The sequence below is a fragment of the Streptomyces sp. NPDC005281 genome (assembly GCF_040607495.1).
Lineage (GTDB): Bacteria > Actinomycetota > Actinomycetes > Streptomycetales > Streptomycetaceae > Streptomyces.
Genome location: NZ_JBEXGX010000017.1, coordinates 58,253 through 77,791, shown reverse-complemented (window position 1 = coordinate 77,791; position 19,539 = coordinate 58,253). Strand labels below are relative to the sequence as shown.

Genomic DNA, 19,539 nt, shown 5'->3' with positions numbered 1-19,539 from the left:
TGATCGGGTCTTGCACCTGATGGCGCGCGGCGGGCACGGGAATCCGGCGGCGTCCGGCTGGTGGCGTTGACCGTCTTGCACTTGTGAGATTGAGTCGCGACCCGGACTGAGGACACCGCCCGGAGCGAGGCCGCTCCAGTACGTGCGGGCGACGATCAGCGCCGCGCGTTCGCGCTGCCTCACCCGCAGCGAGGCGAGATCCGCCGGATCCTCGGGATCCCGACCCGGGGGAGGAGGAGCGGGATGACTGCCGCCAGGCGTTCTCGCGGATCTCCCCTGCATCCGGCGGTTCGGTCGGCCACGGCACCCGCTGGAAGAGCGTCCACAGATCCGCGCGGACCTGGCTGCGTTCGTCCTGGGCGTCGATCAGAGCCGTACACGGATGCCACGGCCCGACGGAACTGCCGTTCGAACCGCGCCGCGGGTAGGCCTCGCGACACCATCTCTTGCCGCATCTCCTGCGAGTTCTCTTGCGACTTCTCTTGCGCGAGCCTCGCCCACATCGCGGAATCCGTGCAGGTCACCCCACCGTGCGGACGCGGTCGGGCCTCTGACATCCCCTTTGCGGCCGCTTTGCCCATGCCCTGGTTGGAGTTGAGGAGAGGGAGGGCGGGATGGGCGGCGCGGACGCTGCCGGGGATCACAGCGCGTACTCAGCCGGTTGCGCGTCGGTGGGGCCGCCGCGCCCGTGCCGCCGTCATGGTGGTAGCGCTGTCATGCGGTGGCATCGGCGGGGAGAGGGTCGTGCGGGCACGGTGCAGGCGTGCGGAGGCATCGCGGGCGAGGTCGACGGGATAGCTGGTGCTCAAGCTGGCCGTCCGGCGGCCGACGGGGCTGAGGTCGATCGTCGTCGCCGACGGATTTGCGTCCTCGCTGACATACCGCGAGGAGGCACCTTTCGCTGGCCTCCGGTGGACTCGAAAGCGTCTGATCTGCGGAAAAGACCGAGCTGTGTGATATGTGGTGGAACTTCATCGGCCGCACCCAGGGGGAGATCGAACGGGCTCGCGAGGACTGGGCCAAGGGCACGCGCTTCGGCGAGGCGAAGGGGTACGACGGCGCACCGCTGTCCGCGCCGGAACTCCCCCCGCTGCCGTTGAAGCCGCGCGGAAGGGTGCGCTGACAGGGGTGCGCCGGCAAGTGCGCGCTGACAAGGGCGTGCCGACCGCGGAACGCGCCCCCCGGTCCGCGTGGGACCGAGGGGCGCGTTCCGCGAAGTTGGGTGTGTCCGGTCAGACGGTCTCGGCCGTCACGGCCGGGTCGTTCTGGACATCGCGCCGGGTCAGCGCCAGGTAGGCGACGAAGCCGACGATGGCCACGGTCCAGGATGCGGTGACGGGGCCGAGGCCGAGGGCGAGACCGCCGCGCGCGTGGCTCAGCGCCATCCAGTCGGCGACCGACGCCCCGAGCGGGCGCGTGATGACGTACGCGGTCCAGAAGGCGGCGACCGCGTTCAGGGAACCCCAGCGGTGGGCGACGGCCGGGACCGCGATGGCCACGGCGTACAGCACGGCCGAGCCCAGGTAGCCGAGGCCGGCGGTGGCGGAGAGGTCGCCGGCGGCGGTGCCGAGCGCGAAGGTGGCGAGCACGGTGGCCCAGTAGAAGATCTCGCGGCGGCGAGTGCGGATGCTGTGGATGGAGAGCGTGCGCTCGCTGGCGTACCAGACGGCGAACACGGCGCCCAGCGCGACCATGAAGAGCGGCGTGGAGATCATGTACGGAACGCCGAGGCCGACATGGAGCACGTCCGCGGCCATCGTGCCGAACACGCTCACCATGACGATCGCGGTCCAGTAGATCCAGGCCACATAGCGGCGTACGGCGAACTGGAGCGCCAGCGAGGCCACGAGTGCCAGCCCGCCGAGGCCCACGGCGGGAATGGGGCCGAGCCAGTGGGCCAGGAAGTCGGAGGCCGTCTCTCCCATTCCGGTGGTCAGCACCTTGATCATCCAGAAGTACAACGTAACTTCCGGGACCTTGCTCGCCAGGACTGCGGCAGGCGGGATGCTTGGAGAGTGACGGGTGAGGTGCTCGGTGCTCATGACCCGCACCATGACACGGCCGACCGGCCTCGCCACAGAGGTCTTTGCCATCGCTTGGACGCTTCTGGAGCATGATTTGCCAGGAGCCGCGACGAGCCTGAACACGACCTGAACGACCGGGCGGAACGCCTGGTCGGCGCCATGATCCGGGTGATACGAAGGGAGGTCGCGCGGAGCTCCCGCGGCGGGCGCGGCTCCCGGAACCCCGGCAGGTCGGTACGTGTCGAGAATGTGCCCCCGGAACCTGTCCTGGCAACCCCCGGGCGCGTTCCGGCGTCGGCGCGACGCGCAGGAGAGGCCACGGGCCCGCCGACGTGAGGTCGGATGCGGCGGACCGGGACGGCCGGACTGTCAGTGCCACGCGTTACGTTGCGGGCATGGGTGTCTATCTGGTCAGCATCGGTGCGAGGGAGTGGTTCGGTGAGGACGAGAGCGAGGGCGGGTACGAGGACGAGGAGCAGGCCGGATTCGGCGAGCTCGCCTCCGCGCTGAACGGGGAGTTGCTGCGGCGCGGCCTGCCGCCGTTCGTGTCCCTGCCCGAGGCGGCGCCCTTCGTCCGGGGCTCCGGGACGGCGTTCGAGGAGAAGCTGAGCCCTCCGATGGACGGCTTCACCGAGCTGTGCCGGGCACATCTGTCACGCGAGGAGACCGACACACTGTGCGGCTGGTCGGCGCTCGTGCCGATATCGCTGGACGACGAGATCTGCCTGCCCGTCGAATGCGGCTACGCGGACGAGACGGTGGTCGCCGGTGCTCCGCAGGTGCTCGCGATCGCGGAGCGGCTGGCGCGGATCCTCGAGCTGCCGCCCGAGATACCGGCGGCCTCCGACAACCTGGATCTGACCATGTGGTTCCTGGACGGGCCGGCGAAGGACCTGGCCGCCGCCCGCCCGGCGCCATGGGGCGACGACCTCGACGCGGCCTTCTACGCGGCGCTGTACCTCCGCGCGGCCCAGTTCGTGCTGCGCCGCGGCTCCCCGGTCGTCTACTCCTGACCCGTCACGCTTCGCTCGTGAGCAGTACGACCTCCAGGGTGCGCGGACCGTGCACCCCCTCCACCCGGTCCAGCTCGATGTCGCTGGTGGCGGAGGGGCCGGAGATCCAGGTCAGCGGGCGCGCCGGGTCCAGGCGTTCCAGGGCCTGGGGGACGGAGGCCACCACTTGGTCCGGGACCCGGACGACACAGATGTGGTGGTCCGGGATCAGGGTGATCCGGCGCCGCCCCTGTTCCGGGCCGCCGTCGAGGACGATCGTGCCGGTCTCGGCGACGGCGAGGGCGCAGCCGGTCACCACGCTCTCCGCCTTGTCGAGTTCACCGGGCGTGCTCACGGCACGGTCGTGGATCCGGGTGGGATCCGCCGCCGACATCCAAGCGGGCGGGAGCCCCGGGGGCACGAGCACGTACTGGGGCCCGCGTTCGGCGAGCAGGCGCATGATGAGGTACGGGAGTTCCTCCTCGGTCGCGCGGTGCACGACGGCCCGGTAGTCCGCAAGGTTCTCCGCGAGGAGGTCCACCGTCTCCGCGGCACTGCGCGCGCCGTGCTCGCGCAGATAGCTCCGGCCGACGGCCCGCTCGTACCGGGAGTCACTCCCGGGCTGTTCGGGCGCCTGGGGAGTGTCGTCGTCCCGGGCCACGTCCGCGAGGGCCCGGCGCACCCGGCCGAGGACCAGATCCCTGCTGCTCACTTCGTCATGTCCTTTCCGCCCCGCGTCCGCTGCCACCACGCGCGGAACGACTCCGCCGGGACCGCGGGCAGTTCCCGGGTTTCGCTCCACGCCCTGCCGGGGCCCGGCAGGGTCCTTGGGTGGAAGCGGCGGGTCCCGGACGCCAGCCGCTGTCCGGCGCGCAGGGCGCCGGGACGGCCGAACGCCCAGCGCGCCGCGCGCATCGCCGCCCGCTCGGCGGCGTGTCCCTTGGCCGGCCTCAGTACGACCCTGTTGCCGTCGCGGGTCGCGGGTCCGCCCTGAGCCACCCGCTCGCGCAGATGGACGAGGACTTCGGGGATGTCGATGGCGACCGGACAGACCTCGTAACAGGCGCCGCACAACGAGGAGGCGAACGGCAGGGAGGCGTCGATCTCGCTCGCGGTGCCCCGGAGCTGCGGACTGAGGATCGCGCCGATCGGGCCCGGGTAGACCGAGCCGTACGCGTGGCCGCCCGCCCGCTCGTACACCGGGCAGACGTTGAGACAAGCCGAGCAGCGGATACAGCGCAGCGCCTGGCGTCCGACCTCGTCGGCGAGGGTGTCCGTACGGCCGTTGTCCAGCAGGACCAGATGGAAGTTCCGGGGTCCGTCCCCGTCCGTGGTGCCCGTCCACATCGACGTGTACGGGTTCATGCGCTCGGCCGTCGAGGAGCGCGGCAGGGTCTGAAGGAACACCTCCAGGTCCCGCCAGCTCGGCACGATCTTCTCGATGCCGACCACCGAGATCAGCGTCTCGGGGAGGGTCAGGCACATCCGGCCGTTGCCCTCGGACTCGACGACCACGAGGGTGCCGGTCTCGGCGACCATGAAGTTGGCGCCGGAGACGCCGACCTTGGCCCGCAGGAACTTCTCGCGCAGATGCAGACGCGCCGCCTCGGCCAGCTCGGCGGGAGTGTCGGTGAGTCCCTCGGGCGCCGCGCGGCCCCACGCGCCCATCTCGCGGACGAAGATGTCACGGATCTCGCCGCGGTTGCGGTGGATCGCCGGGACGAGGATGTGCGACGGCCTGTCCTTGCCCAACTGCACGATGAGCTCGGCGAGATCGGTCTCGTACGCGTGGATGCCCGCGGCCTCCAGCGCCTCGTTGAGCCCGATCTCCTGCGTGGCCATCGACTTGACCTTGACGACCTCGCTCTCGCCGGTCGCCCTGACCAGCTCGGTGACGATGCGGTTGGCCTCCTCGGCGTCGGCGGCCCAGTGCACGACACCACCGGCCGCGGTCACCGACTCCTCCAACTGCACGAGATACCGGTCGAGATGACGGAGCGTGTGGTCCTTGATCCGCTTGCCCGCCTCGCGCAGCTCCGCCCAGTCGGAGACCTCGGCCACCGCCTTGGCGCGTTTGGTGCGGATGGTGTGGGTGGCGTGGCGCAGATTTCCGCGCAGGGTCGGGTTGTTGACGGCCTCGTGCGCGGCCTTCGGGAAGGCCGGCATACCGACGAAGGTTCCGCTCATGCGCCCGGCTCCTCTGCCTCGCCCGCTTCCGCGCCTGTTGCTCCGGCCGCCGTGGTACGGCCTTGCGTGCCCGCCGCCGTACGCGCTGCCTCGCCCGCTTCGGTGCCGGCCGTCGGGCCCGCCTCCGTGCTCGCCAGGATCTCCGCGATGTGCACCGGCCGCATCCCCGTCCTGAGGCGGCCCATCGTGCCGCCGATGTGCATCAGACACGAGTTGTCCGCGGCGCACAGCACCTCGGCGCCCGTCGACTCGGCGTTGCGCACCTTGTCGGCGCCCATCGCCGCGGAGACGTCGGCGTTCTTGACGGCGAAGGTGCCGCCGAAGCCGCAGCACTCGTCCGCGCCGGGCAGCTCCCGCAGCTCAAGTCCTTTGACGGCGCTCAGCAGTCGGCGCGGGCGGTCGCCGAGTCCGAGGCTGCGCAGGCCGTGACAGGTGGGGTGGTACGTCACCGTGTGCGGGTAGTACGCCCCGACGTCCGTCACCCCGAGGACGTCGACCAGGAACTCGGTGAGCTCGTACGTCTTCGGCACGACCGGCGCCAGCGTCCTGGCCAGGGTGTCGCCGCGCCCTTCCGCGCGGGCCCGTTCACCCATCCGCGGATACAGCTCCCGCACCATCGCCCCGCACGATCCGGACGGCGTCACGATCGCCTCGTACTCCCTGAACACCTCGGCGAAACGCCGGGCGAGCGGTTCGGCCTCGTGGCGGTAGCCGGTGTTGTAGTGCGCCTGGCCGCAACAGGTCTGCCCCATCGGGAAGTCGACGTCGACACCCAGCCTGGTCAGCAGTTCCACCACGGCGCGGCCGGTGTCCGGATACAGCGTGTCGTTGACACAGGTCAGGAACAGGGCGACACGCATCGCGGCTCCTCGGGGTCGGTCATCAGATTCCTAGTGGCTACTCCGCCCTTCAGGGCGGAAAGGCACGGACTCCTGCGGAGCAGGGTGGAGAACGGCGATGTGTCGCCAGGGCAGAATGCGGCGCCGCAACCAGCTGGTTTGATCGTCATCTGAATTCGGGCTAGCTTGCGGCTATGGCCACGAGTCATGTGAAGCGGGCGTTCAAATACCGCTTCTATCCGACGGACGCGCAGGCGGTTGAACTGTCGCGAACGTTCGGGTGCGTGCGCAAGGTCTACAACCTGGCGCTGGCTGCCCGTAGCGAGGCGTGGGCGCGGCAGGAGCGGATCAACTACAACGTCACATCGGCGATGTTGACGGCGTGGAAGAAGACCGAGGAACTGGCCTTTCTCAACGACGTCTCGAGTGTTCCGCTCCAGCAGTGCTTGCGGCATCTGCAGGTGGCTTTCACGAATTTCTTCGCCAGGCGGTCGAGGTACCCGCGGTTCAAGTCGCGCAAGAAGTCGCGCAAGAGTGCGGAGTACACCACCAGCGGGTTTCGCTTCCGTGACGGCAGGCTGACGCTGGCCAAGATGTCTGAGCCGTTGGCCATCGTGTGGTCGCGGCTTCTGCCGGAGGGCGCGGTCCCGTCGACGGTGACCGTGTCGCAGGACGCGGCCGGCCGCTGGTTCGTCTCCATGCTCGTCGAGGACCCTGCCGTCGGACCCCTCCCCGCCGTGGACGCGGCGGTCGGTATCGACGTGGGCCTGACTCACCTGTTGACCCTGTCCACCGGTGAGAAGATCGCTAACCCGAGGTACGAGCACCGCGACCGTGCCCGGCTCGCGCTCGCCCAGCGTCGCCTGGCGAAGAAGGCGAAGGGCGACGGCGCGAACCGGGCCAAGGCCCGGCGTGAGGTCGCCAAGATCCACGCCCGGATCACTGACCGGCGCCGCGATCATCTGCACCGGCTGACCACCCGACTCGTGCGTGAGAACCAAACGCTCGTGATCGAGGACCTGCGTGTCCGCAACCTGGTCAAGAACCGGAACTTGGCCCGCGCCATCAGCGATGCGGCATGGTCGGAGTTCCGGAGCATGCTCGAGTACAAAGCCGCCTGGTACGGGCGAGAAGTGATCGTGGTCGACCGCTTTTTCCCCTCCTCCAAGCTGTGCTCTCACTGCGGCACCCTCGCCGGGACGGTGCCGCTCAGCGTCCGCGCCTGGACGTGCGGCTGCGGCACGGTCCACGACCGGGACGTGAACGCGGCGAAGAACCTGCTGGCCGCCGGACTGGCGGTGACAGCCTGTGGAGCGGGTGTGAGACCTCAACGGAAAACTCCGGGCGGGCAGTCGGCGATGAAGCAGGAAGTCCCACGGCGCGAGCCGTAGGAATCCCCGTCTTCAGGAGGGGAGGAAGTCAAGGATGGGTGCAGGGTACGTGGCGGTGTCCGCTTCACGGGTGTTTCACCCCTGGTGCCTCACGGCGTGCCGAGCCTCGCCTCGGCGGCGCGCCACGCCGCCGTGCCGCCGCGTGGCTCGTAGCGGCGGAGCGGCTGGGTGCGTGCGACCAGTCCGCGCATCTCGGCACGGTCGCCGACCAGCCCGTCCGCCCGCGCCTGGACGAGGACGTTGCCGAGCGCGGCCGCCTCCGCCGGGCCCGCCACGACCGGCAGTCCGCAGGCGTCGGCGGTGAGCCGGCACAACAGCTCGTTGCGGGTGCCGCCGCCGACGATGTGCACGACGTCGACCGGATGGTCCGCCAGGGACTGCGCCTCCTCGATCGCCCGGCGGTGGGCGAGCGCCAGGGAGTCGAGGATGCAGCGGGTGATCTCGGCGCGGGACTCCGGCACCGGCTGCCCCGAGGCCCGGCAGGCGTCCGCGATCCGCGCCGACATCCGGCCCGGCGCGAGGAACGCCGCGTCGCTCGCGTCCACGACGGACCGCAGCGGCGCCACCTCGGCCGCAGCCGCGAGGAGTTCACCCAGGCCGGGGTCGCCCCACTCCCGTACGCACTCCTGGAGCAGCCACAGGCCCATGATGTTGCGCAGGTAGCGGACCGTGCCGTCCAGGCCCAGTTCATTGGTGAAGTTGGCGGCCCGGCTAGCCTCGGTGAGGACGGGGGCGTCCAGCTCCAGGCCTGCCAGGGACCAGGTGCCGGTGCAGATGTAGGCGAACCGCTCCCCGGTCGCCGGGACGGCGGCCACCGCCGAGGCCGTGTCGTGCGAACCGACCGTCGTCACCGGCACCGGGCCGCTCATCCCGGTCTCCTCCAGCACCCGAGGCAGCAGGGTTCCGGCCCGGTCGCCGGGGCGGCGCAGCGGCGGGAACAGGCCGAGGTCGATCCCGAGCCGTTCCGCGAGACCGTACGACCAGTCGCGGGTCCTCGGATCGATCAGCTGGGTGGTGGAGGCGTTGGTGAGCTCGGTGCCCATGTCGCCCGTGAGCCAGTACGCCAGCAGGTCCGGTATCAGCAACAGGTGCTTCGCGGAGCCGAGTTGGACGGAGGAGCGGGCCGCCGCGAGCTGGTACAGGGTGTTGAAGGGCGCGTACTGGAGCCCCGTGGCCGCGTACAGCTCGGTGGCCGGCACACTCGCCCACACCTTCTCCGCGACACCCTCGGTACGGGCGTCGCGGTAGTGGACCGGGTTGCCGAGCAGTGCTCCGTCCGCGTCCAGCAGACCGTAGTCCACCGCCCAGCTGTCGATGCCGACGGAGTCGACCTGCCCGGCCGCGCGGAGTCCGTCGATGACGCCCGCGTACAGCCCGAGGATGTCCCAGCGCAGCCCCTCGGGGATGCGGACCGGCCGGTTCGGGAAGCGGTGCGCCTCGGTCAGGCCGAGTGTGTCCGGGCCGACGCGGCCGGTCATGACGCGCCCGCTGGACGCCCCGAGGTCGACGGCGGCGTAGGTACGCTCCGGGGCGGTGCGCGCGGACGAGGTACGCGCGGGGGAGGTGTTCGGGGAACTCATCGACGTCATCGCAGGAACGCGGCGGCCACGCCGGCGTCGACCGGGATGTGCAGGCCCGTCGTGTGGGTCAGGTCCCCGCCTGTCAGGGCGAACACGGCGGCCGCGACATGCTCCGGGAGCACCTCCCGCTTGAGGATGGTCCGCTGGGCGTAGAACTCGCCGAGCTTCTCCTCCTCGATGCCGTACGTCGCTGCCCGCTGCGCGCCCCAGCCGCTCGCGAAGATGCCGGAGCCGCGCACCACCCCGTCGGGGTTGACGCCGTTGACCCGGATGCCGTGCTCACCCAACTCGGCTGCCAGCAGACGGACTTGATGGGCCTGGTCGGCCTTGGTCGCGGAATAGGCGATGTTGTTGGGGCCGGCGAACACCGCGTTCTTGGACGCGATGTAGACGATGTCGCCGCCCAGCTTCTGCGCGATCATGATCCGGGCCGCCTCGCGCGAGACGAGGAAGGAGCCGCGCGCCATGATGTCGTGCTGGAGGTCCCAGTCCTTGGCGGTGGTCTCCAGGAGCGGCTTGGAGATGGAGATGCCCGCGTTGTTGACCACCAGGTCGACACCGCCGAAGGCCAGCACCGCGGCCTGGAAGGCTTCGGTGATCCGCTCCTCGGAGGTGACGTCCACCCCGACGGCGACGGCCTTGTCGGGGCCCCCGAGTTCGGCGGCGACCCGCTCGGCCCCCTCGGCGTTCAGGTCCGCGACCACGACGCAGGCGCCCTCGGCCACCAGCCGTTCGGCGATCGCCTTGCCGATGCCGCTGCCCGCGCCCGTCACCAGGGCGACCCGGGTGGCGAGCGGCTTGGGCTTCGGCATCCGCCGGAGCTTGGCCTCCTCGAGGGCCCAGTACTCGATGCGGAACTTCTCGGACTCCTCGATCGGCGCGTACGTCGAGACGGCCTCGGCCCCTCGCATCACGTTGATCGCGTTGACGTAGAACTCGCCCGCCACGCGCGCCGTCTGCTTGTCCTTGCCGAAGGAGAACATGCCGACCCCGGGGACCAGCACGATCGCCGGGTCCGCGCCGCGCATCGCGGGTGAGTCGGGCAGCGCGTGCCGCTCGTAGTAGGCCGCGTATTCCACGCGGTACTCGGCGTGCAGCTCCGCGAGCCGGGCGATCGCCTCGTCGAGCGGGGCGGCCGGCGGAAGGTCGAGCACGAGCGGCCTGACCTTGGTGCGCAGGAAGTGGTCCGGGCACGAGGTGCCGAGCTCCGCGAGCCGGGGGTGCTCGGCGCGGGCGAGGAAGTCCAGCACCTCGTCGGAGTCGGTGAAGTGGCCGACCTGCGGACGGTCCTGGGAGGCGAGGGCCCGGATGCGCGGGGCGAGCGCGGCGGCCCGCTCGCGGCGGTCCCCGGGGGCGAGCGACTCGTACCCCTCGACGGCCGGCCCGAACGGTTCCGGCTTCCCGCGGTCGGCGAGGAACGCCTCGGCGGTGCGGATGACGTACAGCGAGTTGCGCTCGCACTCCTCGGCGGTGGCGCCCCACGCGGTGATGCCGTGTCCGCCCAGGACACAGCCGACGGCCTGAGGGTTGGCCTCCTTGACCGCCGCGATGTCCAGCCCCAGCTGGAATCCCGGCCGGCGCCACGGGACCCACACCACACGGTCGCCGAAGCACTCGGCGGTCAGCTTCTCCCCGTCGGCCGCGCAGGCGAGCGCGATCCCCGAGTCGGGGTGCAGATGGTCCACGTGCGCGGCTTCTACGAGTCCGTGCATCGCCGTGTCGATGGACGGCGCGGCACCGCCCTTGCCGTGCAGGCAGTAGTCGAACGCGGCGACCATCTCGTCCTCGCGCTCCACCCCCGGGTACACCTCGGTCATCGCCCGCAGCCGGTCGAGCCGCAGCACCGCGAGCCCGGCCTCGGTGAGGGTGCCGAGGTCGCCGCCGGACCCCTTCACCCACATCAGCTCCACGTCACCGCCGGTCACGGGGTCGGTGCCGGTGCCCTTCGCGGAGGTGTTGCCGCCGGCGTAGTTGGTGTTGCGGGGATCGGCGCCGAGCCGGCGAGACCGGGCCAGCAGAGCGGCGGCTTCGGGATGGGGTGCCATGTTCCTGGTCCTTAGAGAGAGTTTGTACGTGCACTGGGACGAACCCGAGGAGGAGTGCCTCGTCAGGGGCGCGGGGAACTGCGCGACCGGCCACGACGCGACGTGCGGCCCGCGGACCACCGAGTGGGGCATACGCGACACGGAGGCCAAGGCCCCGACTCCGCGGGGTCGGGTCTCGCGGGCGGGGGGCGGCCGCCTGCGGGAGCCTGTCCCGCCGGGCCCCTCGATGGAGAGGCAGGCGGGCCGGTAAGAGGCCTACGCCCCCCACCCCGCCTGTTGCCCCCCGACCCGCTCGGCGGCGATCCGCTCGGCCCATCCGGACCGGTGGTACGCGGCCACCGGATCGGGGTCGAGCCCCAGCTCGGTGCGAACCTCCGCGAGCAGCGGTCGCACGTCCGTGTTGTAGGCGTCCATCACCACCGCGTTCGCGGCCAGCACGTCCCCGCTCCGCTGCGCCGCGGCGAGCGCGGCGCCGTCGACGAGGAGGGCCTTGGCGGTGGCCTCCTGGACGTTCATCACGGACCGGATGATCGCCGGGATCTTCGCCTCGATGTTGTGGCACTGGTCGAGCATGAAGGCGACGTCCGGGGTGAAGCCGCCGCCGCGGATCACCTCGTACATGATCCGGAACAGCTGGAAGGGGTCGGCGGCGCCCACCATCAGGTCGTCGTCGGCGTAGAAGCGGGAGTTGAAGTCGAAGGCGCCGAGCTTGTTCTCGCGCAGCAGCGTGGCGACGATGAACTCGATGTTGGTGCCGGGGGCGTGGTGGCCGGTGTCGACCACGACCTGCGCCTTGGGTCCGAGCTTGAGGCAGTGCGCGTAAGCGGTACCCCAGTCCGGGACGTCCGTCGCGTAGAAGGCGGGCTCGAAGAACTTGTACTCCAGCAGCATCCGCTGGTCGTCGCCGAGCCGGTCGTAGACCTGTGCCAGGGCCTCGGCAAGCCGGTCCTGGCGCTCGCGCAGGTCGTCCTGGCCGGGATAGTTCGTCCCGTCGGCGAACCACAGCTTCAGGTCCTTCGAACCCGTCGCGTCCATGATGTCGACGCATTCGAGCAGGTGGCCGACGGCCTTGCGGCGCACCGCGGCGTCCGGGTGGCAGACGGAACCGAGCCGGTAGTCGTCGTCCTGGAAGGTGTTGGAGTTGATCGCGCCCAGCTTCAGGCCGCGCTCCTCCGCGTGCTTGGCGAGCGCCGCGTAGTCGTCGGTCCTGTCCCAGGGGATGTGCAGCGCGACGATCGGGGCCGCGCCGGTGAACTCGTGCACCTTGGCCGCGTCGTCCAGCTTCTCCTGGGGGGTCCTGGGCACACCCGGTTGCGCGAACACCTTGAACCGGGTTCCCGAGTTCCCGTACGCCCACGACGGCGTCTCGACGGCCTGGGTCTTGAGCGCGGCCTTCACCGCGGCGAACTCGGTCACTTCGGGACTCCTACGACTTCGGATGGGACGGCATGTGCGACGGCTCCCTGAACCGTTCGGGGACGGTGTCCCCGGGCGCTGCCCGACGGACTTCTCCCAGGACGTCATCCCGTGCTGGTCACCGGGCTTGCCGAACGCATTGTCTGAAACGATTCAGAAGCTGAAGCTATGAGCCGCTCGAAGGGCTGTCAACCCCTCCGGCGGCGACGGTTCACGGTGACCCTCTTGTGACACAGGGCCGTCGAAGAATTTCGACACGAACCCATTGACGTGACCTGGGTGGCATGCCTAACGTCCCGGCAACCCAATTGAAACCTTTCACGACGCTGTGGGGCCGTCCCGCCGGCGTTGTCGAGGAGCCCCTCATGACCCACCCGTCCGACACGGGACCGACCCCGGTGCTGGCGCTGAAGGACATCTCGAAGTCCTTCGGAGCCGTACGCGCCCTGCGGGACGTGTCCCTGGAACTGTTCCCCGGCGAGGTGCACGCGCTCGCCGGAGAGAACGGCGCGGGCAAGTCGACCCTCATCAAGACGCTCGCCGGCGTGTATCGACCCGACGCCGGCCAGGTGCTGCTGGACGGCGAACCCACGGTCTTCCACGGCCCCGCCGACGCCCGTGACGCGGGCATCGCGGTGATCTACCAGGAGCCGACGCTCTTCCCCGACCTTTCCATCGCCGAGAACATCTTCATGGGCCGTCAGCCCCGGCGGGCCCTCGGCCGCATCGACCACGGGGCGACCCACGCGGCGACCGCCGCGCTGATGGAGCGCCTCGGCGTCCAGCTCGACCACGAGCGTCCGGCGCGCGGACTGTCCATCGCCGACCAGCAGATCGTCGAGATCGCCAAGGCGCTCTCCTTCGACGCCCGCGTCCTGATCATGGACGAGCCGACCGCCGCCCTCACCGGCAGCGAGGTGGCCCGCCTGTTCGGAGTCGTCCGCACCCTGCGCGAGCAGGGCTCCGCGGTGCTGTTCATCTCGCACCGGCTGGAGGAGATCTTCCAGATCTGCGGGCGGGTCACGACCCTGCGCGACGGTGCCCTGATCTCCAGCGAGCCGCTGGAGGGCATGACGGAGGACGACCTCGTACGCCGGATGGTCGGCCGCGACCTCGACGAGCTCTACCCCAAGCAGGACGTCGAGGCCGGCGAAGTCGCCCTCAGTGTGCGCCGGTTGACCCGCGAAGGCGTCTTCACCGATGTCTCCTTCGATGTGCGGCGCGGCGAGATCGTCGGGCTCGCCGGGCTCGTCGGCGCCGGCCGCACCGAGGTCGCGCGCTCCGTGTTCGGCGTGGACCGCTGGGACGCCGGAGAGGTGCGGGTCGACGGCCGCGCGCTGACGAACGGCGCGCCCTCCACCGCCATGGCCGCCGGGCTCGCCCTCGTCCCCGAGGACCGGCGCGCCCAGGGCCTGGTGATGGACATGTCCATCGAGCGCAACATCGGCCTGACCGGGCTGCGTACGACGGTCAGGGCGGGACTGATGGACCGCGGCGCCGAGCGCAGCCGCTCCCTCGACTGGGCGGTCAGGCTCCAGGTGAAGTACGCCCGGATCGGCGACACCGTCGCCACGCTCTCCGGCGGCAACCAGCAGAAGGTCGTCCTCGCCAAATGGCTGGCGACCGGTCCCAAGGTGCTGATCGTCGACGAGCCCACCCGTGGCATCGACGTCGGTACCAAGGCCGAAGTGCATCGGCTGCTCAGCGAGTTGGCCGCCGACGGAGTGGCCGTCCTGATGATCTCCTCCGATCTGCCCGAGATCCTCGGCATGGCCGACCGCGTGCTCGTCATGCACGAGGGCCGGCTCACCGCCGAGATCCCACGTTCCGAAGCCACCGAGGAATCCGTGATGGCCGCCGCCACCGGGAGGGCCGCCGCATGACAGCCGCCGAGAGGGCTGCCCGAATGACCCCGATCATCCCCCGGAGGGCCGCCGCATGACGGTGACCGCGCCCACCCCCGCCCCGCCCACCGAGGTGCCCAGGTCCAGCGGCACCCGGCTGGTGGACCGCGTCTTCAAGATGCGTGAACTCGCCATCCTGGCCGTCTTCCTGGTGATGATCGCCGTCACCCAGTTGGGCAACAGCGAGTTCCTGTCCGAGCAGGGCATCAAGGATTTGCTGCTGAACGCGACCATCCTCGTGCTCGTCGCCACCGGCCAGTCCCTCGTCGTCATCACCCGCAACGTCGACCTGTCCGTCGGCTCGACCCTCGGCATCAGCGCCTTCGCGGCCGGCACCTATCTCCAGGGCGGCGGCGACCCCGTCGTCGCGATCCTCCTCGCGGTGCTGCTCGGGATCGGCTGCGGACTGGTCAACGGCCTGCTCGTCAGCCTCGGCCAGGTACCCGCCCTCGTCGTCACCCTCGGCACCCTCTACATCATCCGCGGCATCGACTCCATCTGGGTCGGCTCCCGGCAGATCACGGCTGCCGATCTCCCCGGCGGCTTCGTCGACTTCGGCTCCGGCGGCCTCTCTGCGGTCCCGTACCTCGCGCTGATCGCCGTGGCCGTCCTGGTGGTCACCGCGAACTACCTCAAGCACTTCGGCAGCGGCCGCGAGCTGTACGCGCTCGGCTCCAACCCGGAGGCCGCGCGGCTGGCCGGCATCCCGGTCCGCAAGCGCATCCTGACCGCCTACACCGTCTGCGGCGGACTCGCGGGACTCGCCGGCGCCCTGTACCTCGCCCGGTTCGGCAACGTCGACTCCGGCACCGGCAACGGCTACGAACTCACCGTCGTCAGCGCGGTCGTGGTCGGCGGCGTCGTCTTCACCGGCGGCTCCGGCAGCGTCTACGGCGCCGCCCTCGGGGCGCTGCTGCTCACCTCGGTGAACAGCGTCCTGCCCGCCCTCGGCGTCAGCTCCGTCTGGGTGCTCGCCATCAACGGCGTCCTGCTCATCCTCGCCATCGCGGTCGACCGGATCGTCGCGCTGCGCGTGGCCTCCGCACTGAAGAAGAGGAACGCCCGCCATGGCTGACTCCGCTCTCGCGCGCGCCGTCCGCTGGGACACGGTCGTCGGCGCCCTCCTCATCGTCCTGCTGCTGTTCTCCTTCTCCTTCGTGGACGGCTTCGGCAACGCCCTCAACCTGTCGTTCCTGATCGGCAACACCCTGCCGATCGCGCTGGTCGCCCTGCCCATGACGCTGCTCGTGGTGGCCGGTGAGATCGACCTGTCCGTCGCCTCCACGGCCGGGCTGTCCGGCTCGGTGATGGGTGCCCTGTGGAACCAGGGCATGTCGATCGAGACGATCATCCCGCTCTGCCTGGTGCTCGGCGTGGTGTGCGGGCTCGTCAACGGCCTGCTGGTGACCCGGCTCGGGCTGTCGTCCCTGGCCGTCACCATCGGCACGCTCGCGGCCTACCGGGGCATCGCGCAGATCGTGCTCGGCTCCGACGCGGTCACCGACTTCCCCACCCAGTACCAGGACTTCGCGGCCGGACGCATCGGGGACAGCTTCGTGCCCCAGGCGCTCCCGCTCTTCCTGGTGCTGCTCGTGATCGCCGTGATCGTGCTGCACGCCACCCCCTTCGGGAGGTCGGCGTTCGCGATCGGCGCCAACGAGGAGGCCGCCCGGTTCGCCGGCATCCGCGTCAAGCGGCAGAAGCTGGTGCTGTTCGTAGCGACCGGCTTCATGGCCTCACTGACCGGTGTGTTCTGGGCCCTGCACTACGCGAGCGCCCGCTTCGACAACGCCACCGGGCTCGAACTGTCCGTCGTGGCCGCCGTCCTGCTCGGCGGTATCGACTTCGACGGCGGCAGGGGCACGCTGGGCGGCGCCATAGCGGGAGTGTTCCTGCTCGGCTCGCTTCAGAACGTGATGAGCCTGGTCAATGTCTCCGCGCAGTCGCAGATCGTCGTCACCGGCGTTCTGCTCGTCGTCTCCGTGCTCGGCCCCCGGGTCGGGCGCCAGATCTCCGTGGCGAGGGCGGGCCGCAGAGCCGCCGCCTCGACTCCGATCTCGTAACCCCGCTCCGCTCACCCTCGTAAAGGAACCTCACCCATGCGCAAGTCATCGATCCGCCGTACCTGCGCGGCGCTCGCCGCCGTCACCTCCCTCGCCCTGGCCGTCACCGCCTGCGGCGGCACCACGAAGAACGACGTCAAGGACTCGGGCGCCCCCAACGCCGCCGCCGGCGGCAAGGCCGACCCGAACGCGGCCACCAAGAAGGGCCTCACCGTCGGCTTCCTGCCCAAGCAGGTCAACAACCCGTACTTCACCTCCGCGGACAAGGGCGGCGAGAAGGCGCTCGCCGAACTGGGCTCGAAGTACAAGGAGGTCGGGCCGTCCTCCGCGACCGACACCAGCGGCCAGGTGAGCTACGTCAACACGCTCACCCAGCAGCAGGTCGACGCGATGGCGGTCTCGGCGCAGGACCCGGGCGCCCTGTGCACCGCGCTCAAGCAGGCCATGACGAACAAGATCAAGGTCGTCACCTACGACTCCGACACCAAGGCCGACTGCCGCAACGCCTTCGTCTCGCAGGCGAGCGCCGAGGACCTCGGCCGCACCGAGGTGCAGCTGATCGCGAAGCAGATCGGCTACAAGGGCGAGATCGCGATCCTGTCCGCCGCGCAGACCGCCACGAACCAGAACACCTGGATCGACTTCATGAAGGACGAGCTGAAGGACCCCAAGTACAAGGACGTCAAGCTCGTCAAGGTCGCCTACGGCAACGACGACGCCCAGCAGTCCTTCCAGCAGACCCAGGGCCTGCTTCAGGAGCACCCGGGGCTCGCCGGGATCATCTCCCCGACCACCGTCGGCATCAAGGCCGCCGCCCAGTACCTGTCCGGCTCCAAGTACAAGGGCAAGGTCAAGCTGACCGGCCTCGGCACCCCCAACGACATGCGCAAGTACGTCAAGAACGGCACCGTCGAGGGCTTCGAGCTGTGGGACCCGGCCAAGCTCGGCGAGCTGGCCGCCCGTACCGCCGTGGCGCTGTCCTCCGGCCAGATCACCGGCAAGGAGGGCGAGACCTTCAAGGCCGGTGACATGGGCTCGTTCACCATCGGCAAGGACGGCGTGATCAGCCTCGGCAAGCCGACCGTATTCGACGCGAAGAACATCGACCAGTTCGACTTCTGACGCCCCGTCGGGCCGGCGTTCCCGTTGTCTCGCCGGCCCGACTCCCAGGCCCCGGAGGGTCATTGATGCAACGCGTGTGCTTTCTGCTGAGGGTCCGTGCGGACCGCCTCGACGAGTACCGCGAGCGGCACGCCGCCGTGTGGCCGGAGATGCTCGACGCGCTCTCGGCCACCGGCTGGCACAACTACTCGCTCTTCCTGCGCGAGGACGGTCTGCTGGTCGGCTATCTGGAGACCGCGGATTTCGCGGCCGCGCAGGCCGCCATGGAGGCCACCGACGTCAACGCCCGCTGGCAGAAGGAGATGGCGCCGTTCTTCACCGCGCTGGACGGCGCCGGGCCCGACGAGGCGATGAAACCCCTCACCGAGGTGTTCCACCTCGCCTGACCCACCCGTCCGCGGAGCAGGCCCGGTTCGCCCGCCCGCGAGCCGGCCCCGACCCACCGGCCGGACAGCCCCCGGCCATCCGCCCGCGTACCAGCCCCGACCCGCCCGCCCGCAGCCCGACCGAGGAGCCCGTACATGAGACGACGCACCGTACTGACGACGGCCCTGCTGGGCGCCGTGGCGGGACCCGCCGTCACCGCAGGGACGGCACGGGCGGCCGATCCCGGCCCCTCCGTGACCCTGTCAGGCACCACCCGACTCGACTCCCAGGCGATCTACTTCGTCTCCTACGACGGTCTGGTCAACAACAACTCGTTCCAGAAGAACGGCCTGTTGACCTACCGCGGCTACCAGTACGCGGCCTGGTACACCGCGGACCGCAGTGCGGTCGTCGCCCGCCGCGTCCTCGGCGCCACCACCTGGTCCAGGATCACGCTCGGCCACAAGCTCAAGAGCGACGACTCCCACAACGTCATCTCCATGGGCGTCTCAAGGGCCGACGGCAGGCTGCACCTGAACATGGACTCGCACAGCGACGGCTTCTTCTACGTCAAGTCGGTGGCCGGGCTGCTCGACAGCCCCGCGTCGACGGCTTGGACCTCCGCCGTCCTCGGGGCGGTCCAGACCTCACTGGACGGCCTCGCGCTCACCACGCAGTTCACCTATCCGCAGTTCGTCGCGACGCCCGAGGGCCGTCTCCAGCTGAGCTATCGCGTCGGCGTCTCGGGGAACGGGCGCAACGCCCTGGCGGAGTACGACGGTTCGTCCTGGACAGCGCTCGGCGAATGGTCCTCGGCCACCGGCACCTACACCAGCGCGCACGGGTCGAGCACCGCCCGCAACATGTACCTGCACGGCATCGACTACGACGTGAACGGCCGACTGCACTCCTTCTTCACCTGGCGCGAGCAGAACGCCGCCGTGATGTGCAACGCAGGCGGCATCACCAACCACGACACCGGCTACGTCTACTCCACCGACCGGGGCCGCAGTTGGCGCAACGACGCCGGCACGGTCGTCGGCACCACGGGAACCTCCGGCACGGTCGCCGTCACCGACGCGGGACTCGTCGTGGACTCCCTCGACCCCGACCACTCCCTGATGAACCAGGAGAGCCAGGCCACCGACTCGGCCGGCCTGCCGCACGCGATCATCAGCTATGTGCCCGGCCGTTTCGGGCAGTGCACGACGAACTACGTGAGTGACCGGACGGCGAACGGCCGGGCCTTCCACCTCCGCAAGAACGCCTCGGGCGGCTGGACCAAGACCGAGATCCCGGTCGCCCTCGGTTCAAGCCAGCGCACCAAGCTCGTCCTGGACCGGTACGGCAACGCCTACGCGATCCTGCCGTTCGGGCGGATCGCGGGCGCCTCGAAGTCCTCCGGGTACACCGACTGGACGCTCCTGTTCGACGGCGCAGGCCTGAACGCCTTCGGTGAGGTCGTGATCGACGAGACACGCGTCCCACAGGACGGAACGCTGTCCGTGATGTACCAGGAGAAGTCCGGCGGTACCACTCCGTCCGCCCTGCACGTCATCGATCTCCGACTGCCCGCATGACCACTGGATCCGGCCCGTTCGCGGGTAATC

14 protein-coding genes and 2 pseudogenes are annotated in these 19,539 nt (G+C 70.2%); 9 read left to right on the top strand and 7 right to left on the bottom strand.

Annotated features, from left to right (window positions below; genetic code table 11):
- Nucleotides 1-958: 958 nt before the first annotated feature.
- A pseudogene (locus tag ABZV42_RS23855) lies at nt 959-1,123 on the top strand (pirin family protein); the annotation flags it as partial.
- Nucleotides 1,124-1,232: 109 nt separating this feature from the next.
- Here the strand turns inward: ABZV42_RS23855 and ABZV42_RS23850 are convergent.
- Nucleotides 1,233-2,042: a hypothetical protein gene (locus ABZV42_RS23850; RefSeq protein WP_356053511.1), complete on the bottom strand. Its 810-nt coding sequence runs from the start codon at nt 2,040-2,042 to the stop codon at nt 1,233-1,235.
- Between the two features lie 377 nt (nt 2,043-2,419).
- Between ABZV42_RS23850 and ABZV42_RS23845 the strand changes: the two genes are divergently transcribed.
- On the top strand, nt 2,420-3,037 hold the full coding sequence (locus ABZV42_RS23845; RefSeq protein WP_355988193.1) for a hypothetical protein: 618 nt from the start codon (nt 2,420-2,422) through the stop codon (nt 3,035-3,037).
- A 4-nt stretch (nt 3,038-3,041) separates the two neighbouring features.
- Here ABZV42_RS23845 and ABZV42_RS23840 read toward each other — a convergent pair whose 3' ends face one another.
- The 3 genes and pseudogenes from ABZV42_RS23840 to ABZV42_RS23830 all read right to left on the bottom strand — a co-directional run.
- Nucleotides 3,042-3,728, bottom strand: coding sequence for an LUD domain-containing protein (locus tag ABZV42_RS23840; RefSeq protein WP_355988195.1), 687 nt, complete (start codon nt 3,726-3,728; stop codon nt 3,042-3,044).
- The gene (locus ABZV42_RS23835; RefSeq protein ID WP_356053509.1) at nt 3,725-5,203 is read right to left on the bottom strand and encodes a LutB/LldF family L-lactate oxidation iron-sulfur protein; all 1,479 of its coding nucleotides are present in this window, start codon (nt 5,201-5,203) and stop codon (nt 3,725-3,727) included. The genes ABZV42_RS23840 and ABZV42_RS23835 overlap by 4 nt, the downstream gene beginning before the upstream one ends.
- Before the next feature lie 122 nt (nt 5,204-5,325).
- A pseudogene (locus ABZV42_RS23830) lies at nt 5,326-6,063 on the bottom strand ((Fe-S)-binding protein); the annotation flags it as partial.
- Between the two features lie 173 nt (nt 6,064-6,236).
- Between ABZV42_RS23830 and ABZV42_RS23825 the strand changes: the two are divergent.
- Nucleotides 6,237-7,433 (top strand): RNA-guided endonuclease TnpB family protein, encoded by a 1,197-nt coding sequence (locus tag ABZV42_RS23825; RefSeq protein WP_356053507.1) that lies wholly within the window; start codon nt 6,237-6,239, stop codon nt 7,431-7,433.
- Nucleotides 7,434-7,522: 89 nt separating this feature from the next.
- Here the strand turns inward: ABZV42_RS23825 and ABZV42_RS23820 are convergent, their stop codons facing one another.
- From ABZV42_RS23820 to rhaI, 3 genes are all read right to left on the bottom strand, one after another.
- Nucleotides 7,523-9,013 carry a rhamnulokinase family protein gene (locus ABZV42_RS23820; RefSeq protein WP_356053505.1) on the bottom strand — a complete coding sequence of 497 codons (1,491 nt, stop codon included), beginning with the start codon at nt 9,011-9,013 and terminating at the stop codon, nt 7,523-7,525.
- 5 nt (nt 9,014-9,018) lie between these two features.
- On the bottom strand, nt 9,019-11,058 hold the full coding sequence (locus ABZV42_RS23815; RefSeq protein WP_356053503.1) for a bifunctional aldolase/short-chain dehydrogenase: 2,040 nt from the start codon (nt 11,056-11,058) through the stop codon (nt 9,019-9,021).
- A gap of 255 nt (nt 11,059-11,313) precedes the next feature.
- On the bottom strand, nt 11,314-12,474 hold the full coding sequence (rhaI, locus tag ABZV42_RS23810) for an L-rhamnose isomerase (protein ID WP_355988205.1): 1,161 nt from the start codon (nt 12,472-12,474) through the stop codon (nt 11,314-11,316).
- A 365-nt stretch (nt 12,475-12,839) separates the two neighbouring features.
- Here rhaI and ABZV42_RS23805 point away from each other — a divergent pair, with 365 nt between their 5' ends.
- The 6 genes from ABZV42_RS23805 (at nt 12,840) to ABZV42_RS23780 (ending at nt 19,509) form a co-directional block, all read left to right on the top strand.
- The gene (locus tag ABZV42_RS23805; RefSeq protein WP_356053500.1) at nt 12,840-14,357 is read left to right on the top strand and encodes a sugar ABC transporter ATP-binding protein; all 1,518 of its coding nucleotides are present in this window, start codon (nt 12,840-12,842) and stop codon (nt 14,355-14,357) included.
- A 55-nt stretch (nt 14,358-14,412) separates the two neighbouring features.
- Nucleotides 14,413-15,453: an ABC transporter permease gene (locus ABZV42_RS23800; RefSeq protein WP_356053498.1), complete on the top strand. Its 1,041-nt coding sequence runs from the start codon at nt 14,413-14,415 to the stop codon at nt 15,451-15,453.
- Nucleotides 15,446-16,441, top strand: coding sequence for an ABC transporter permease (locus tag ABZV42_RS23795; RefSeq protein WP_356053496.1), 996 nt, complete (start codon nt 15,446-15,448; stop codon nt 16,439-16,441). Before ABZV42_RS23800 ends, ABZV42_RS23795 begins: the two co-directional genes overlap by 8 nt.
- Before the next feature lie 36 nt (nt 16,442-16,477).
- Nucleotides 16,478-17,563: a rhamnose ABC transporter substrate-binding protein gene (gene rhaS, locus ABZV42_RS23790; RefSeq protein ID WP_356053494.1), complete on the top strand. Its 1,086-nt coding sequence runs from the start codon at nt 16,478-16,480 to the stop codon at nt 17,561-17,563.
- Between the two features lie 65 nt (nt 17,564-17,628).
- On the top strand, nt 17,629-17,949 hold the full coding sequence (locus ABZV42_RS23785; RefSeq protein WP_356053492.1) for an L-rhamnose mutarotase: 321 nt from the start codon (nt 17,629-17,631) through the stop codon (nt 17,947-17,949).
- Nucleotides 17,950-18,084: 135 nt separating this feature from the next.
- The gene (locus tag ABZV42_RS23780; RefSeq protein ID WP_356053490.1) at nt 18,085-19,509 is read left to right on the top strand and encodes a BNR repeat-containing protein; all 1,425 of its coding nucleotides are present in this window, start codon (nt 18,085-18,087) and stop codon (nt 19,507-19,509) included.
- Nucleotides 19,510-19,539: the final 30 nt, after the last annotated feature.

What these genes read in the sequence shown, in the direction of transcription:
- ABZV42_RS23835 (WP_356053509.1), bottom strand. Translation starts at nt 5,203, where the DNA reads ATGAGCGGAACCTTCGTCGGTATGCCGGCCTTCCCGAAGGCCGCGCAC.
- ABZV42_RS23850 (WP_356053511.1), bottom strand. Translation starts at nt 2,042, where the DNA reads ATGAGCACCGAGCACCTCACCCGTCACTCTCCAAGCATCCCGCCTGCC.
- ABZV42_RS23780 (WP_356053490.1), top strand. Translation starts at nt 18,085, where the DNA reads ATGAGACGACGCACCGTACTGACGACGGCCCTGCTGGGCGCCGTGGCG.
- ABZV42_RS23815 (WP_356053503.1), bottom strand. Translation starts at nt 11,058, where the DNA reads ATGGCACCCCATCCCGAAGCCGCCGCTCTGCTGGCCCGGTCTCGCCGG.
- ABZV42_RS23785 (WP_356053492.1), top strand. Translation starts at nt 17,629, where the DNA reads ATGCAACGCGTGTGCTTTCTGCTGAGGGTCCGTGCGGACCGCCTCGAC.
- ABZV42_RS23805 (WP_356053500.1), top strand. Translation starts at nt 12,840, where the DNA reads ATGACCCACCCGTCCGACACGGGACCGACCCCGGTGCTGGCGCTGAAG.
- ABZV42_RS23820 (WP_356053505.1), bottom strand. Translation starts at nt 9,013, where the DNA reads ATGAGTTCCCCGAACACCTCCCCCGCGCGTACCTCGTCCGCGCGCACC.
- ABZV42_RS23845 (WP_355988193.1), top strand. Translation starts at nt 2,420, where the DNA reads ATGGGTGTCTATCTGGTCAGCATCGGTGCGAGGGAGTGGTTCGGTGAG.
- ABZV42_RS23825 (WP_356053507.1), top strand. Translation starts at nt 6,237, where the DNA reads ATGGCCACGAGTCATGTGAAGCGGGCGTTCAAATACCGCTTCTATCCG.
- ABZV42_RS23800 (WP_356053498.1), top strand. Translation starts at nt 14,413, where the DNA reads ATGACGGTGACCGCGCCCACCCCCGCCCCGCCCACCGAGGTGCCCAGG.
- ABZV42_RS23795 (WP_356053496.1), top strand. Translation starts at nt 15,446, where the DNA reads ATGGCTGACTCCGCTCTCGCGCGCGCCGTCCGCTGGGACACGGTCGTC.
- rhaS (WP_356053494.1), top strand. Translation starts at nt 16,478, where the DNA reads ATGCGCAAGTCATCGATCCGCCGTACCTGCGCGGCGCTCGCCGCCGTC.